Source organism: Peribacillus sp. NPDC097224 (assembly GCF_044761985.1).
Classification (GTDB): domain Bacteria; phylum Bacillota; class Bacilli; order Bacillales; family DSM-1321; genus Peribacillus.
In genome coordinates this window covers 110,331-126,319 of record NZ_JBIWDK010000005.1, presented here as the reverse complement: position 1 = coordinate 126,319, position 15,989 = coordinate 110,331, and the positions used below count along the sequence as shown (strand labels likewise).

Below are 15,989 nucleotides of genomic sequence, written 5' to 3'. Positions count from 1 at the left end.
GTTTAGCTTGACATGAAATAATCGACACTATACAATATAAACTTGTAAAGGGTTTTCACTTAACAGCAGGGAGGCTTGCTAACATGCTTGAAAAGACAACGCGGATTAATTATTTGTATGACTTTTACCAATCGTTGTTAACGGAAAAGCAGCAGAGCTATATGGCCCTCTACTATCTGGATGATTACTCTCTTGGAGAGATTGCCAATGAATACGAAGTCAGTAGGCAGGCAGTCTATGATAATATAAAAAGAACAGAAGCAATGCTCGAAGAATATGAAGCGAAGCTATTGTTATTTCAAAAATTTCAAGAGCGTAACCAATGGATTGCGAATGTGAAGGATCTTTTAGAGAAGGAATCCTTTTCTAAAGAAAAGTTGCTTGACGCAATTACAGCGCTTGAGAAGTTAGATTAGGAGGCGGCAATATGGCATTTGAAGGATTGGCCGACCGACTGCAGAACACGATGCAAAAAATCCGTGGAAAAGGGAAGGTCAACGAAGCCGACGTTAAAGAAATGATGCGTGAAGTTCGTTTGGCCCTGCTTGAAGCGGATGTTAACTTTAAAGTCGTGAAGGAATTTGTGAAGCGTGTAAGTGAGCGTTCGGTAGGCCAGGAAGTGCTAAAAAGCTTAACCCCCGGTCAACAGGTAATTAAAGTAGTTAAGGAAGAATTGACTCAGCTGATGGGCGGCGAACAGAGTAAGATTGCCGTTGCCTCCAAACCACCGACTGTCATTATGATGGTAGGTCTTCAAGGGGCAGGTAAAACGACGACTACCGGAAAGCTGGCAAATCTTCTTAGAAAAAAATACAACCGTAAGCCATTGTTGGTTGCGGCTGATATTTACCGTCCGGCGGCGATTAAGCAGCTTGAAACACTTGGCAAACAATTAAGCATGCCTGTTTTTTCCCTAGGTGATCAGGTCAGTCCTGTAGAAATTGCGAAACAGGCGATTGAAAAGGCGAAGGAAGAACATCATGATTATGTGTTGATTGATACCGCAGGTCGCCTCCATGTTGATGAAAATCTGATGGGCGAACTGAAAGATATCAAGGAATTGACCAAACCGGATGAAATCTTCCTAGTTGTCGATGCGATGACAGGTCAGGATGCTGTCAATGTGGCTCAAAGTTTCAATGAACAGCTCGGTCTAACTGGAGTCGTATTAACGAAGCTAGATGGGGATACTCGTGGTGGTGCGGCACTTTCTATTCGTTCCGTTACGGACACGCCGATTAAATTTGTCGGTATGGGCGAAAAATTGGATGCACTTGAAGCATTCCATCCAGAAAGGATGGCTTCAAGAATCCTTGGTATGGGCGATGTATTGACCCTTATTGAAAAAGCACAAGCCAATGTTGATGAAGAAAAAGCGAAAGAATTAGAAAAAAAGATGCGTACCGCTACTTTTACCTTTGATGATTTCCTTGAACAGCTTGGTCAAGTGCGCAATATGGGACCGCTTGATGATATTTTGAAGATGATTCCTGGTGCGAATAAAATGAAAGGGATGGATAACCTTCAGATCGATGAGAAACAGATTGGTCATGTTGAGGCTATCATCCGTTCAATGACGACGCAAGAGAAAGAACATCCAGAAACCATGAATGCATCCCGCAAGAAACGGATTGCCAAAGGGAGCGGAAGATCGATCCAAGAAGTGAACCGTCTACTGAAGCAATTTGAAGAAATGAAAAAGATGATGAAACAAGTTACAAGCATGCAAAAAGGAAAGAAAAAGGGATTTAAATTCCCGTTCATGTAAGTTTTTTTCATGGGAAATGAGCATAAAAATAGGCTGAAACCGCCTATTTAAACACTTTTTTCACCTGTTAAGAAAAAAACCTTTACAAACATACAAGACATTTGATATTATACTATCTTGTGTGAAACTATTCGGAGGTGCTTATTTAAAATGGCAGTAAAAATTCGCTTAAAACGTATGGGAGCAAAAAAATCTCCTTTCTATCGTATTGTAGTTGCAGATTCTCGTTCACCACGTGACGGACGTTACATCGAAGTAGTGGGAACTTATAACCCGGTGACTCAACCAGCTAAAGTTGACATCAATGAAGAGCTTGCTCTTAAATGGTTACAAGATGGAGCTAAACCATCTGATACAGTTCGCAACTTATTCTCAACTCAAGGCATCATGGAAAAATTCCATGTTGCAAAAAACAGCAAGTAATCGACGCTAGTTGATGAAATCTTTAATTGAAACGATTGTTTCAGCACTTGTGGATCATCCGGAAGAGGTTATTGTAACTTCGAAGGAAGAAGCCGACCGGGTTGTTTATGTCCTCTCCGTTCATAAAGAAGACATGGGCAAGGTCATCGGTAAACAAGGGCGTGTTGCTAAGGCGATTCGAACTGTGGTATATGCAGCAGGATCTTCACAGCAGAAGAAAATCTATTTGGAGATTTCCGAATAAGGAGGGCTAATCCCCTCCTTTTTTTGTACTTCAAGAAAAGTTCAATCCCGGGTCTACTTACAATTTCATGGATTCGGGGTCTAATTTTCATTCTTTTGAGACACATCTTTCACCGTTTTACGTTATACTTAAGAGAATGACCCTCATTTTTTCAAAAGATTACCCTATCATACATATTTTTTGAACGAAATAAGAAATCATAGATAATAGGAGGCGCTGGAATGAAAATTCTCCAAAACGTAATCGTTAACCAAGTATTAACGGAATCCAGCAAGAATCAGCTCCTCGATAAGTACAAATCAAAACGACTACAACTTCAAAAAGAAAGTGAACAGCTTCGTTTTGAACTGAAAAAACTTGAAAAGACCCGTAACCTTCAGCCCGCCAGCCTTCGTTCTCATTTTGAAAAAGAAATTAACCAAAGGCAGGAAAAAATCAAACTGCTTGAATTTCAAATGGAACAGTTGGAAATCCTTCCTATTGGAAGCGAACTGAAGGAACGGGAAGTCCAAAGCATTATTGATGTAGAAATCGGGGAAGATTGGGACGATCTTATGACAACGAAGACAATTGTCATTAAAGATGGAATTGTCTCGGAAATTCGTTAGAGGTGAAAGAATGGAAAACTGGTTTAATGTAGGTAAAATCGTCAATACGCACGGTCTTCTAGGAGAAGTCCGTGTTATTTCATCAACAGATTTCCCGGAGAAGCGGTACAAAGTTGGCAATACGCTGTATTTGTTCAGGGAAACAGAGAAAAAACCATTGCCGCTTACAATCAGGTCACACCGGACTCATAAAAACTTTAATCTATTGACGTTTGAAAACTATTATAACGTCGGTCAGGTAGAAGCTTTCCGCAACGGGATTTTGAGAATAAAGGAATCACAGCTTGGCAAACTGGATGAGGGGGAATTTTTCTTCCACGAGATCATCGGCTGTAAGGTCTTCACGGATGAAGAAGAGGAAATAGGAGAAATCGTAGAGGTATTGACTCCAGGTGCCAATGATGTTTGGGTCATTAAAAGGACGGCAGGTAAGGATGTTCTAATACCGTATATCGATCAGATTGTAAAAGAGGTCGACATCTCGGAGAAAAAGGTTATCATCACGCCGATGGAAGGACTATTGGACTGATGAAAATCGATGTACTTTCTCTTTTTCCAGAAATGTTCGAAGGAGTGCTTGGTTCGTCTATGTTAAAAAAGGCGGCAGAAAAGCAGGCTGTCAGCTATCGAGTGACCAATTTCCGCGATTACGCAGATAATAAACATTCAACTGTTGATGATTACCCATATGGCGGTGGGGCAGGCATGGTGTTGAAGGCACAGCCCATTTTTGATGCTGTAGAAGCGATCAAAGGCCAAGGTGACCTAAAACCTAGGGTAGTACTCCTTTGCCCGCAGGGGGAGCGCTACACGCAGAAAAAAGCAGAGGAACTTGCAAAGGAAGAACATCTCATTTTCGTATGCGGCCATTATGAAGGATATGATGAGCGTATCAGGGAGCATATCGTCACAGATGAGATATCAATAGGCGACTATGTACTTACAGGTGGAGAATTGGGGGCCATGGTCATTATAGATAGTGTTGTCCGCTTGTTGCCGGGTGTTCTTGGAAATGTTGATTCCCCGATTCTTGATTCCTATTCTTCTGGTTTATTAGAGCACCCTCATTACACTAGACCTGCAGATTTCCGGGGCATGAAAGTCCCGGATCCACTCATATCCGGAAATCATAAAAAAATAGATGAGTGGCGGATGAAAGAATCATTACGGAGAACATGGCAGAGACGACCTGATTTGCTTGAAAGCTATGAACTTTCCGATCTTGAGAAAAAATTGCTGTCAGAGATTCAAAAAGAAGAATGATCGCTATTGCATCAATGCATATTGTATGGTAGGATAGACCTTGTGACTTGGGCAAAAGTCCGGTCTTATATCGATGTTCCGCTGCAAAACAATTCAGTATTTGCAAGAGCGTCCAGGAGGAGTTGGAATTCATGCAAAATCTTATTAACGAAATTACAAAAGAACAACTTCGCACAGATCTTCCATCATTCAGACCTGGTGACACAGTACGTGTACACGTTAAGGTTATTGAAGGAACTCGCGAACGTATTCAGTTGTTTGAAGGCGTTGTAATCAAACGTCGTGGCGGCGGAGTTAGTGAAACTTTCACAGTACGTAAGATTTCTTACGGCGTTGGAGTAGAACGTGCTTTCCCTGTTCACACACCAAAAATTGCGAAATTAGAAGTTATCCGTCACGGTAAAGTCCGTCGTGCGAAACTTTATTACCTACGCGAACTTCGTGGTAAAAAAGCACGTATTAAAGAAATTCGTCGTTAATTCTTCGAATCTCTCTATGCGGGTTTACCATGATCCACATAAGGTGCGAAACCAAATCGTATACAAAAAAAGGAGCCTGTTTAACAGGCTCCTTTTTTTATCGATTAAACCATCCGGAAAAGAAGTGAGAGGGTCCTAAACCTGCTCGCTATAGCGTCCGTAACATGTTAAAATGATTAGATGATATGCTTTTCTAAAAGGGTGGTAAGGATGGCGAAAAAGAAAAATGAATTGTGGGAATGGATAAAGGCAGCCCTAATTGCGGTCATTTTAGTAACGCTTATTCGTTATTTCCTTTTGGCCCCAATCTATGTGGACGGCTTTTCCATGATGCCGACTTTGAAGGATACAGACCGTATGCTCGTTAATAAATTCTCTTATTCAGTGGGTGAACCAAAAAGATTCGACATCATCGTCTTTAAAGCGCCGGAAGGCAAGGATTACGTTAAACGGGTCATCGGTCTTCCCGGTGAAAAGGTGGAATATAAAGATGATATACTTTATGTGGATGGAAAAGCATATGGCGAACCATATTTGGATGAATATAAAAAGCAATTGATTGATGGTGGACCATTGACCGAACCTTTTACATTAAGTGATATCATTGAACAGGAAACGGTGCCTGAAGGACATTTATTTGTTTTGGGAGATAATCGTCGCTTCAGCAAGGACAGCCGCCATATCGGGGTTGTTTCGTACCGGGAAGTGTTAGGCAAAACTAAATTAGTTTACTGGCCAATCAAAGACTTTCGATTGGTGGAATAGTAGAAAGGTGGATTCCATTGACAATACAGTGGTTCCCTGGCCATATGGCCAAAGCAAGACGGGAAGTAACAGAAAAATTAAAACTGGTGGACATCATATTTGAACTTGTGGATGCACGTATCCCGGCATCTTCACGGAATCCGATGATAGATGAGATTATCCAGCATAAACCAAGGCTTATCTTGTTGAATAAAGCCGATATGGCTGATCCGGTAAAAACCAATCAGTGGCTTGATTATTATAAATCACAAGGTAAAACGGCAATTGCTATTAACTCACAGGCGGGAAATGGTCTGCATCAGATTACGACGACTTCTAAAATGCTCTTGAAAGAGAAGTATGATCGGATGGAGTCAAGAGGAATCAAGCCGCGTGCGATTCGTGCGATGATCGTCGGGATTCCGAATGTCGGGAAATCGACGCTGATCAATCGGCTTGCTAGGAAGAACATTGCCAAAACGGGCAACACGCCTGGTGTGACGAAGGCCCAGCAATGGATAAAGTTCGGTAAGGAACTCGAACTTTTAGATACACCGGGGATTCTGTGGCCTAAATTCGAGGATCAGGAAGTCGGTTTAAGACTGGCCTTGACAGGAGCAATCAAGGATACGATTTTAAACTTGCACGAAGTCTCTCTCTATGGTCTTCGCTTCTTGGAAAAAGAATATCCAGATCGGTTGAAATCACGATATAATCTTGATGTTATCCCACAAGAAACGCTGGAACTTTTCGATGCAGTTGGGAAGTTCAGAGGATGTATAGCCTCTGGAGGGTATATCGATTATGATAAGACCGCAGAACTGGTCGTTCGTGAGATCCGTTCTGAAAAGATGGGCCCGCTCACATTCGAGCTACCGCCTAAAGAGGATCAAGAAAACACGCCCGACTAACCTCTGTCTGGGCGAAGCTGTACAAGAGAATAAACACGGAGCGGGACTTTAGGCATCGAAGGTTGTTTTAACCTAAATGATGTCTCTTTTCCGCTCCGTATTTTTGATGGAACTATAGGAATGTAACATTTCTGCCGATACTTATAATGATGGGTGATAAAAATGAAAACAGCCATGAATATTAACGAAATTTCTTCAAGATTAAAATCCATAAGTAATCCGGAAGATCCTTTTTTGCAAGAATGCCGGGAGGATGCTCGCAAGGGAGTCGCCGATTTAATCGGCAAATGGAACAAATCCTACGAAAAAGCTCAACAAATCAGGGATACCTTCTTAAAAATGTCAGAGTTTGAGCGAGAGCTGCGCCAACAAGGGTTTTCGGTTCTTGCCGGTATAGATGAAGTAGGAAGAGGGCCCTTGGCTGGTCCGGTAGTGACAAGTGCGGTTATTTTACCAGAGACTTTCTATTTGCCTGGGCTAAATGATTCGAAAAAAATTTCCGAGTCCAAAAGGGAACAATTTTATGAGGCGATTCATAAAGAGGCTATATCAATTGGGATAGGCATTGTACATAGCGAAGAAATCGACGAAATCAATATATATCAGGCTACGAAAAAGGCCATGATGGCAGCGGTGAACAATCTTTCGGAATTGCCGGATCATTTATTGATTGATGCAATGGAACTGGATATGCCCATTCCTCAGCTCTCGCTAATAAAAGGAGATGCTAGAAGTATTACCATATCTGCGGCTTCAATCGTCGCTAAAGTGACACGTGACAGGATGATGAAGGAATATGGGGTAAAGTACCCGGAGTATGGATTTGAAAAGCATATGGGCTATGGTACGAGCCAACACCTCGAAGCTCTCGATAAGCATGGGCTTACACCATGGCACAGAAGAAGTTTCGCACCTGTAAAGGAAATTGCGGCAAGGAAATAAGGATTAAAGGAGGATGAGGGGATGCAATCAATAACAAATGGTCAGTCTGTTTCTACACCCGTTGAGATACAAGGAAGCACGAATCTAAAGAGTGGGCAAATTCTTTTCGGAAAAGTGAATAAGATTTTTCCGAACCAAACGGCTGAAGTGCAGATTGGTCAACAAAAAATGATTGCGCACCTGGACGTCCCGCTACAGGTTGGGGAAAGATATTGGCTTCAAGTGCAGCCAAATGAGGGACAGGTGGTTTTGAAAGTACTTGATTCCCCGAATGTGAACCTCTCGAATACAAAAGAAGCAGCGGCACAGCTACTTGTTTACCTTGGTGTTAAGTCGGAACCAGAGTCTGCAAAGCTTGCCGAGTTTTTACTGAGAAATCAATTCCCCATCACCAAAGATTTCTTCTCATCAGCATTGCAATGGGTTAAAGCGGCAAGTACAACTGAATCGGGACTTTCCGTTATTAAAACGATGGTTACGCAGCAGCTACCTTTTGTTAAGGAGGTATTTTTTGCATTGGCCGAACTAGCAAAAGGTGAACCTTTTCATAAGTTACTAAGTGGTCTGCAACAACAATTACAGGAAAGCGGATCTGACACAAAGACGCTGGTGCAGCTAAAAGCCGTATTGGAGTCCCTACATATTACTAAACAAGAACAATTGCAACAAACTGGTTTGCACAGACTTATTGCAACTTGGCTTGATTCCAAGTCGACACCAGATATGAAATCAGGAGCCTTTTCCTTGCTTCAAAAGACTGGTTTCATTCCAAGTGGGATAACTGAAACGGAATTACTGAGAAGAATAGTTGCTGAATCGGTGCGGGCGCCGGAACCCATGAAGACCCCAACGGCTAATAAACTACAGCAAGGACTGCAAACACTAGCAAATGGAACGCTTGGACAAAGGAATATGGAATCTAACCTTATTAAACTATGGGGGAGTTCGGATATAGGAGCGACGGCATCTTCAGATGTAAAAGATGTAATACCGTATAAAAGCATCGCAACCGATGAAAGGTCTGGACTTAATCTAAACCTGCTTGAACGTGCTTTTGGGAAAGGCTCCTCGGCAAGGGAACCAGGGACTATCCCTATGATTCAACGGAATGGAATCCAAAGCGGAAATGAAGGACCGGAGTTAATCTCAGAATCATTAAAGAGCTCTAAGGCTGATACCCAATGGCAGGGGATGCAACAGACGGTCCGGCAAATTCCAGTGTTTACAAAAGAAGTCCTTAATCTTACTTCACATTTACTTGAACGTGCTTTTTCCGAGGTGTCTGCCAATCGTAAAATCACCCCGGTCGATCTAGAAGTCGATGAATTATTGAGTCAAATAAATAAGGATGTAGGGCAAGTTGGTGAGTCGAAGGGGAAAGTGGGGGATCTTCTACTTCAGGCTTTTAAGCAAGTTCCAGAAACTCCCTCTACTGCTATCAATCCCGAGAAACTAGTGCTGAGCCATTTAATAGATGAAGGTTTTCAACCAAATGATTTTACAAATGGAACAGCTGTAGCCCAACAACTGAAAGAATGGACCAAGATGCTTGGGCTTCAACTGGAGCATGTTCTTGCTAATCTATCGGGAGGCGAATCGGAAGCGCTATCAGAGGAGTTAGAAACTCTCAAGCCTTTACTCCTAAAATTGTTGAATGAGCAGCATCCACCAGCACTTAAAGACATGGCTGAACAAATAGTGAATCGGCTCACTGCTCAGCAGGTTCTTTCACAGGATAACGGACCCATGCAAAATTTATTGCTCACCCTTCCTCTCAACTTAGGTTCGTTCCAAACGGATTTAACGTTGCAATGGAGTGGAAGGAAAACAAAGGATGGAAAGATCGATCCTGATTACTGTCGTATCCTGTTTTATTTAGAGTTAGAGAACCTTAACGAAACCATCATTGACATGCAAATCCAAAACCGCGTCATCAACGTGACTATCATTAACGAGCAGAATCAAACAATTGAAACTGCGGCGAGTAATTATCTGGACGTGTTGAAGGATAATTTGCGATTGATGGATTACAAGTTATCAGGAGTTTTATTTCAGGACACAACACGCACAAGAAATACGGGTGTGAGGCAGACTACTGTTCCTTTTTCAGAGACAGGAACTTATAGTGGGGTGGACATTCGGATATGAAACAGGAAAAACGGAAAGAAGCGATTGCCTTAAAGTATGATGCAAAGTCATCGCAGGCACCTGTCTTGTTGGCTAAGGGAAGAGGCAAGACGGCAGAGAATATCCTGGTAAAGGCAGAGGAACTGAATATTCCTGTACAGAAGGACGAAACGTTAACGGAACTTTTGGGTCAGCTTGATATTAATCAAACGATACCGGAAGAATTATATGGAGCTGTTGCCGAAGTATTCGCTTTTGTTTATAAGGTGGACCGGAATGCTAAAAGTTAAAACCCTATTTTTATTCGGCAGGTTAAAAAAATGGTCGGATTGTGAAGGAAACCATAAAAAGTACTGAAAAAAATCATTATATTAAAAACATAGTAAACTAATGATAAAAGGATGAAGCAGAAGCTTCGTGCTTTTATTTTTTTTGTCCAAAAAAATAAATCAGGGTGCAAATCTTATAAAAGTGAAGCAAAGAAATTCCTAAAAAATGGCTTTAAATAAGGTGTTTAATTAAAAAAGTCTGTAGGTGTAAAATGATTATCCTGAAAATGAGCCTATGAATGAATAATGTATTTTCTTCCATATAATAGAAGGATAATTAGGTATATTGTAATAATTATTTTTCATAGTCGATAAAGAAAATTATGCATGAAGGAGAATTTTGTTGTAATATGGTAGAGAAAACACGCACCAAATTTCAGTTTTTGTTTTTTAGTAGATAAGGAGGATGGGAAATGAATATCCATGAGTATCAGGGGAAAGAGATTTTGAGACAATACGGGGTATCTGTTCCAAATGGCCGAGTTGCCTTTACTGTTGATGAAGCAGTTGAAGCGGCGAAGGAGTTAGGTACAGATGTTGTTGTCGTCAAAGCTCAAATCCATGCGGGTGGCCGCGGAAAAGCCGGCGGAGTTAAGGTTGCGAAGAATCTTGATGAAGCGCGTACATATGCAGAAGAGATTCTTGGTAAAACGTTGGTGACCCATCAAACAGGGCCTGCAGGTAAAGAAGTGAAGCGTTTACTTATCGAGGAAGGCTGCGATATCACCAAGGAATATTACATTGGTCTGGTCTTGGACCGTGCAACGAACAGTGTAGTATTGATGGCCTCCGAAGAAGGAGGAACGGAAATCGAAGAAGTGGCTGAGAAAACTCCCGAGAAAATCTTCAAGGAAGTAATTGACCCTGTGGTCGGTTTAACGGGTTTCCAGGCACGTAGAATCGCTTTTAATATTAATATTCCAGCTCCATTAATAAATAAAGCATCTAAATTGATGATCAACTTATATACAGCATTCGTAGAAAAAGATTGTTCGATTGCCGAAATCAATCCGTTAGTCGTGACGGGGGATGGCAATGTAATGGCCTTGGATGCTAAATTGAATTTTGATGACAATGCAATATACCGTCAGAAAGATATTTCAGAGTACCGTGATTTGGATGAAGAAGATGCTAAAGAAATTGAAGCATCAAAACATGGTCTTAGTTACATATCGCTTGACGGAAATATTGGCTGTATGGTTAATGGCGCCGGGCTTGCAATGGCAACAATGGACATCATTAAACACTATATGGGCGACCCAGCCAATTTCCTTGACGTCGGGGGCGGCGCTACAGAGGAAAAGGTGAAAGAGGCTTTCAAAATCATCCTGTCCGATGAAAAAGTAAAGGGCATCTTTGTCAATATCTTCGGAGGAATCATGAAATGTGACATCATCGCGACAGGCGTCGTAGCTGCTGCAAAAGAGCTAGGCCTGGATGTTCCACTCGTTGTTCGCTTAGAAGGAACGAATGTCGATTTAGGGAAAAGGATTTTGAAAGATTCTGGTCTAAATATCACCGCTGCTGAATCCATGGCAGACGGAGCGCAAAAAATAGTATCACTTGTAGGATAATAGGCAGGGGGGAACATAATGAGCGTTTATATTAATAAAGATACGAAAGTGATCGTTCAGGGAATCACTGGCTCAACAGCATTATTTCATACAAAACAGATGTTAGAATACGGTACGAAAATCGTTGCAGGGGTCACTCCGGGTAAAGGTGGAACAGAAGCGGAAGGGGTACCTGTATATAATACAGTTTCCGAAGCTGTCACTGAAACAGGGGCGAATGCATCGGTTATCTATGTACCAGCTCCATTTGCAGCAGATGCAATTCTAGAAGCGGTTGACGCGGAGATTGATCTCGTCATCTGTATTACCGAGCATATTCCAGTCCTTGATATGGTTAAGGTCAAGCGGTATATGGAAGGCAAAAAAACACGCTTAATTGGACCTAACTGTCCGGGTGTGATTACCCCGGAAGAATGCAAAATCGGGATAATGCCTGGCTATATCCACAAAAAAGGCCATATTGGCGTGGTTTCTCGCTCAGGTACTCTGACTTATGAAGCCGTACATCAATTATCACAAGAAGGCATTGGGCAATCATCAGCTGTCGGCATTGGTGGGGACCCTGTTAATGGGACTGATTTCATTGATGTGCTTAAAGCGTTCAATGAAGATCCAGAAACCCATGCGGTAATCATGATAGGGGAAATCGGTGGCACAGCAGAAGAAGAAGCGGCCATTTGGGTTAAGGAAAATATGACGAAACCGGTTGTTGGATTCATTGGAGGACGTACGGCTCCAGCTGGAAAACGTATGGGACATGCTGGTGCAATTATTTCAGGAGGAAAAGGAACAGCCGATGAAAAAATCCGCGTCATGAATGAATGTGGAATTAAAGTTGCTGAAACACCATCGGTCATGGGAGAAACCTTGATATCCGTCTTAAAAGAAAAAGGCATGTACGAACCTTGTAAAACGCATTAATAAGAGATGGGCCGACCTGATATTGGTCGGCCTTTATTTCACTTCTATAGTAAGTACCCTTCGAAAGTATCCATGACATCTTCGTTTGACAAACCATACGACCATCCCCTGCTTTTGAATAATCCTCAAAGGAGTGCTTCCAAATTGAACAGAAATGAAAAGCTAATCCACCTTCATCATTGTCGTGGTGCAGGCTGGAAAACGATAAAAATGATCTTGGCTGCAGACCCATCCCTCACCACCCTCTTTACAAAATCGTATGCTGAATGGAAAGAAATTCTCACCATCCCGAACGACAAACTCCAACTCTTTCTCGCAGACTTGCATTCTTACAATACGATTGAAAAACTGAAACAATATGAAAATAATCAAATCCACTGTATGACGATTTTTGATGAAGACTATCCATATCTATTAAGACAAATTTTCGATCCCCCCTGGGTGCTTTATTTAAAAGGCAATAAACAGCTTTTAGCTAAGAAGAATACCATAGGTGTCGTTGGTACACGGAATCCAACCTCGTACGGGTTAGAGGCCTTAAAAACGATTTTAACGCCACTCGTAAAGAGAAAATTCGTGATTATTAGTGGAGTGGCAGTTGGAATTGACGCGATTGCCCATAAAATCACGTTGAACGAAGGTGGACATACGATAGGGGTTTTAGGAGGGGGATTAATGCACATTTATCCGAAAATCAATATTCCACTCGCAAGGGTGATCATCGATAAGGGATTGCTTCTTTCGGAAACCCCTCCGACTAGGAGATCGGAACCTTGGATGTTCCCTCTCCGCAATAGAATCATCAGTGGTTTATCGCAGGGGATTTTCGTGGTAGAGGCAAAGCAGAGAAGTGGTTCGCTTATCACAGCGCAGGCTGCACTTGACCAGGGAAGGGACGTATTTGCACTTCCTGGTAATATAACCAGTCTTGAATCAATGGGGACTAATCAATTAATTCAAGAGGGAGCTAAATTAGTTTTGACAGCTGAACAGATTGAGGAGGAATATTAAAACAATATAATATAGAAGATATACGGTGAAACCTCCAATTTTTGTCGAAAAAGGTGCTTTTTTAGGTGAATAGAATAAAATATTAGACAAAAAGGTTGAAAAAATTGTAAAACTGTTATAAGTTTTGCAACAGGCACCTCTTGTCAAAATATCTAAATCCTGATGAATCAGCGGGATTGGAAAAGTAAAGAGGTGTTGACAAATGATTTTTGAATGATTAATAATAGTGAAGATTTATATTACCTCTTTGAGGAGGATTTATTGGATGTCAGATTACTTAGTGATTGTGGAATCGCCCGCAAAAGCAAAGACGATAGAGCGATACTTAGGAAAGAAATATAAAGTTAAAGCTTCCATGGGTCATGTACGCGATCTACCTAAAAGTCAAACGGGTGTCGATGTTGAACATGGCTATGAACCTAAATATATAACAATCCGCGGCAAAGGCCCGGTTTTAAAAGAATTGAAAACAGCAGCAAAAAAAGCAAAAAAAATCTATCTCGCAGCTGACCCCGACAGAGAAGGTGAAGCGATTGCCTGGCATTTAGCGCATAGCCTCGACGTCGACATAAACTCGGATTGCCGTGTCGTATTCAATGAGATTACGAAAGAAGCAATCAAAGAATCATTTAAATCTCCGAGACCGATTAATATGCAATTGGTTGATGCCCAGCAGGCAAGGAGGATATTGGATCGTTTGGTCGGGTACAATATTTCCCCTCTATTGTGGAAAAAAGTGAAAAAAGGCTTGAGTGCCGGACGGGTTCAATCAGTTGCAGTCCGAATGATCATAGATCGTGAAAAAGAAATCAAAGACTTCGTTCCTGAAGAGTATTGGACAATCAAGGCCGATTTTGTAAAAGGAAAAGAACAGTTTGAGGGTTCCTTTTTCAGCCTTGCGGGAGAACGTACTGAATTGAATACGGAAGAAGACGTGAAGAAGGTTCTGGATTCTTTGAGCGGTGGGGAATTTACAATCGGTACCGTGACGAAAAAGGAAAGAAAACGTAATCCAGCTGCACCATTCACAACTTCTTCCCTACAACAGGAAGCTGCGCGTAAATTGAATTTCAGGGCCAAGAAAACGATGATGCTTGCCCAGCAGCTTTACGAAGGAATTGAGCTAGGAAAAGAAGGAACAGTCGGACTGATTACTTACATGAGAACGGATTCAACCCGGATTTCCGATGTGGCTAAGCTCGAAGCGCATAACTTCATCTCAACTAGTTATGGTGAAGAGTATGTGCAGACGGAACAGCGTAAAGAGAAAAAACAGACAAATGCCCAGGATGCCCATGAAGCAGTGAGACCGACTAGCACACTGCGGGAACCAGGTTTAGTGAAAGAATTTTTATCCAGAGACCAATTCCGTTTATATAAATTGATCTGGGAACGTTTCGTTTCAAGTCAAATGTCTTCTGCTGTTATGGATACAATGAGCATCGACTTACATAACGGAGATGTCATATTCAGAGCAAATGGATCAAAAGTTAAATTTCCTGGTTTTATGAAGGTCTATGTTGAAGGAACGGATGACTCGGTGGAGGAAAAGGAGAATACCCTTCCTGATGTGAAAAAAGGTGATCAATTCTTTTCAAAAGATGTTGAGCCTAAGCAGCATTTCACGCAACCGCCGCCCCGCTATACAGAGGCACGCCTTGTTAAAACGCTGGAAGAATTAGGCATAGGTCGGCCATCCACTTATGCCCCTACTTTGGATACGATACAAAAAAGGGGTTACGTCACGCTTGATAACAAACGATTTATCCCGACCGAACTTGGTGAAATAGTCCTTGAACTAATTCGCGAATTCTTCCCATATATCCTGGATGCTGAATTCACAGCCAAGATGGAACAGGAGTTTGATGGTGTAGAGGCTGGAAGTGTTGAATGGGTTAATGTCATTGATGACTTCTACAAGGATTTTGCTGTTGATTTGGCCAAGGCAGAAGCCGAGATGGAAAAGATTGAAATTAAAGATGAACCTGCTGGCGAGGATTGTGAAGAATGCGGTCATGGAATGGTCTTCAAAATGGGGAGATACGGAAAATTCATGGCATGCAGCAATTTTCCTGACTGCCGTAACACGAAACCAATCGTCAAGGAAATCGGTGTGAAGTGCCCAAAATGTAAAGAAGGAAACATCATCGAGCGGAAAAGTAAAAAACGCCGCCTGTTTTATGGATGCGATACGTATCCAGGGTGTGATTTCATTTCATGGGATAAGCCATTGCCGCGTAATTGTCCAAAATGTGAAGGGACCCTTGTTGAGAAAAAACTAAAAAAAGGCGTACAAGTACAATGTATGGACTGTGATTTCAAAGAGGTACCTCAAGCTTAAGGAAAGGTGGGCAATCATGCCCACCTTTTTCATGTTCACCAAAAAAGGACTGACTCGGGTAGAGCTGAGTTTCTTCATATTAGGTAAGGTATGATATCATGATAAAGAGAATGATGTTCCTCGCAGAATATATTGGAAAGGCATGAAACTTTTTAATTTTGCTCAAGTATTGTAAAATTCAGTGGACAAGTGCCTTCATTTAAAGTTATAATTCCTCTTTGTGTCCAGTTATTGTTTCTGTAAGAACACGACTTAAGGCATTTATCCAAATAGACATACTTAAAAAGTGCATCAGCAGGAATGT

17 protein-coding genes are annotated in these 15,989 nt (G+C 41.7%); all 17 read left to right on the top strand.

The annotated features are described in order from the left end of the window. Positions 1-83 precede the first annotated feature (83 nt). The 17 genes from ACIQXR_RS11790 (at position 84) to topA (ending at position 15,685) form a co-directional block, all read left to right on the top strand. The gene (locus ACIQXR_RS11790; RefSeq protein ID WP_402868284.1) at positions 84-416 is read left to right on the top strand and encodes a putative DNA-binding protein; all 333 of its coding nucleotides are present in this window, start codon (positions 84-86) and stop codon (positions 414-416) included. A gap of 11 nt (positions 417-427) precedes the next feature. Continuing rightward, positions 428-1,768 carry a signal recognition particle protein gene (gene ffh / locus ACIQXR_RS11785; protein WP_402868286.1) on the top strand — a complete coding sequence of 447 codons (1,341 nt, stop codon included), beginning with the start codon at positions 428-430 and terminating at the stop codon, positions 1,766-1,768. A 150-nt stretch (positions 1,769-1,918) separates the two neighbouring features. Further along, entirely contained in the window at positions 1,919-2,191 is a 273-nt protein-coding gene (rpsP, locus tag ACIQXR_RS11780; protein WP_053345299.1) for a 30S ribosomal protein S16, read from the top strand. Between the two features lie 13 nt (positions 2,192-2,204). Next, positions 2,205-2,435 (top strand): KH domain-containing protein, encoded by a 231-nt coding sequence (locus ACIQXR_RS11775; RefSeq protein ID WP_402868288.1) that lies wholly within the window; start codon positions 2,205-2,207, stop codon positions 2,433-2,435. Positions 2,436-2,656: 221 nt separating this feature from the next. After that, the gene (locus ACIQXR_RS11770; protein ID WP_402868290.1) at positions 2,657-3,043 is read left to right on the top strand and encodes a YlqD family protein; all 387 of its coding nucleotides are present in this window, start codon (positions 2,657-2,659) and stop codon (positions 3,041-3,043) included. Positions 3,044-3,053: 10 nt separating this feature from the next. Continuing rightward, positions 3,054-3,572: a ribosome maturation factor RimM gene (gene rimM, locus ACIQXR_RS11765; protein WP_402868292.1), complete on the top strand. Its 519-nt coding sequence runs from the start codon at positions 3,054-3,056 to the stop codon at positions 3,570-3,572. Continuing rightward, a complete protein-coding gene (gene trmD, locus ACIQXR_RS11760; RefSeq protein WP_402868294.1) occupies positions 3,572-4,306 on the top strand; it encodes a tRNA (guanosine(37)-N1)-methyltransferase TrmD in 735 nt (244 codons plus the stop codon). Before rimM ends, trmD begins: the two co-directional genes overlap by 1 nt. A gap of 131 nt (positions 4,307-4,437) precedes the next feature. After that, entirely contained in the window at positions 4,438-4,785 is a 348-nt protein-coding gene (gene rplS, locus ACIQXR_RS11755) for a 50S ribosomal protein L19 (RefSeq protein WP_402868296.1), read from the top strand. A 210-nt stretch (positions 4,786-4,995) separates the two neighbouring features. After that, positions 4,996-5,550: a signal peptidase I gene (gene lepB / locus ACIQXR_RS11750; protein ID WP_402868298.1), complete on the top strand. Its 555-nt coding sequence runs from the start codon at positions 4,996-4,998 to the stop codon at positions 5,548-5,550. A gap of 17 nt (positions 5,551-5,567) precedes the next feature. Further along, positions 5,568-6,440 (top strand): ribosome biogenesis GTPase YlqF, encoded by an 873-nt coding sequence (gene ylqF / locus ACIQXR_RS11745; RefSeq protein ID WP_402868300.1) that lies wholly within the window; start codon positions 5,568-5,570, stop codon positions 6,438-6,440. Between the two features lie 174 nt (positions 6,441-6,614). Continuing rightward, positions 6,615-7,382 (top strand): ribonuclease HII, encoded by a 768-nt coding sequence (locus ACIQXR_RS11740; protein WP_402868303.1) that lies wholly within the window; start codon positions 6,615-6,617, stop codon positions 7,380-7,382. A 21-nt stretch (positions 7,383-7,403) separates the two neighbouring features. Further along, a complete protein-coding gene (locus ACIQXR_RS11735; protein WP_402868304.1) occupies positions 7,404-9,530 on the top strand; it encodes a hypothetical protein in 2,127 nt (708 codons plus the stop codon). After that, a complete protein-coding gene (locus ACIQXR_RS11730) occupies positions 9,527-9,799 on the top strand; it encodes an EscU/YscU/HrcU family type III secretion system export apparatus switch protein (protein ID WP_402868305.1) in 273 nt (90 codons plus the stop codon). The genes ACIQXR_RS11735 and ACIQXR_RS11730 overlap by 4 nt, the downstream gene beginning before the upstream one ends. Before the next feature lie 452 nt (positions 9,800-10,251). After that, positions 10,252-11,412, top strand: coding sequence for an ADP-forming succinate--CoA ligase subunit beta (gene sucC, locus ACIQXR_RS11725; protein ID WP_402868307.1), 1,161 nt, complete (start codon positions 10,252-10,254; stop codon positions 11,410-11,412). Positions 11,413-11,430: 18 nt separating this feature from the next. Beyond that, a complete protein-coding gene (gene sucD, locus ACIQXR_RS11720) occupies positions 11,431-12,333 on the top strand; it encodes a succinate--CoA ligase subunit alpha (protein ID WP_402868308.1) in 903 nt (300 codons plus the stop codon). Between the two features lie 144 nt (positions 12,334-12,477). Beyond that, complete coding sequence (dprA, locus tag ACIQXR_RS11715) at positions 12,478-13,344, top strand: DNA-processing protein DprA (RefSeq protein WP_402868310.1); 867 nt, start codon at positions 12,478-12,480, stop codon at positions 13,342-13,344. Between the two features lie 265 nt (positions 13,345-13,609). Next, complete coding sequence (gene topA, locus ACIQXR_RS11710; protein WP_402868312.1) at positions 13,610-15,685, top strand: type I DNA topoisomerase; 2,076 nt, start codon at positions 13,610-13,612, stop codon at positions 15,683-15,685. Positions 15,686-15,989 lie beyond the last annotated feature (304 nt).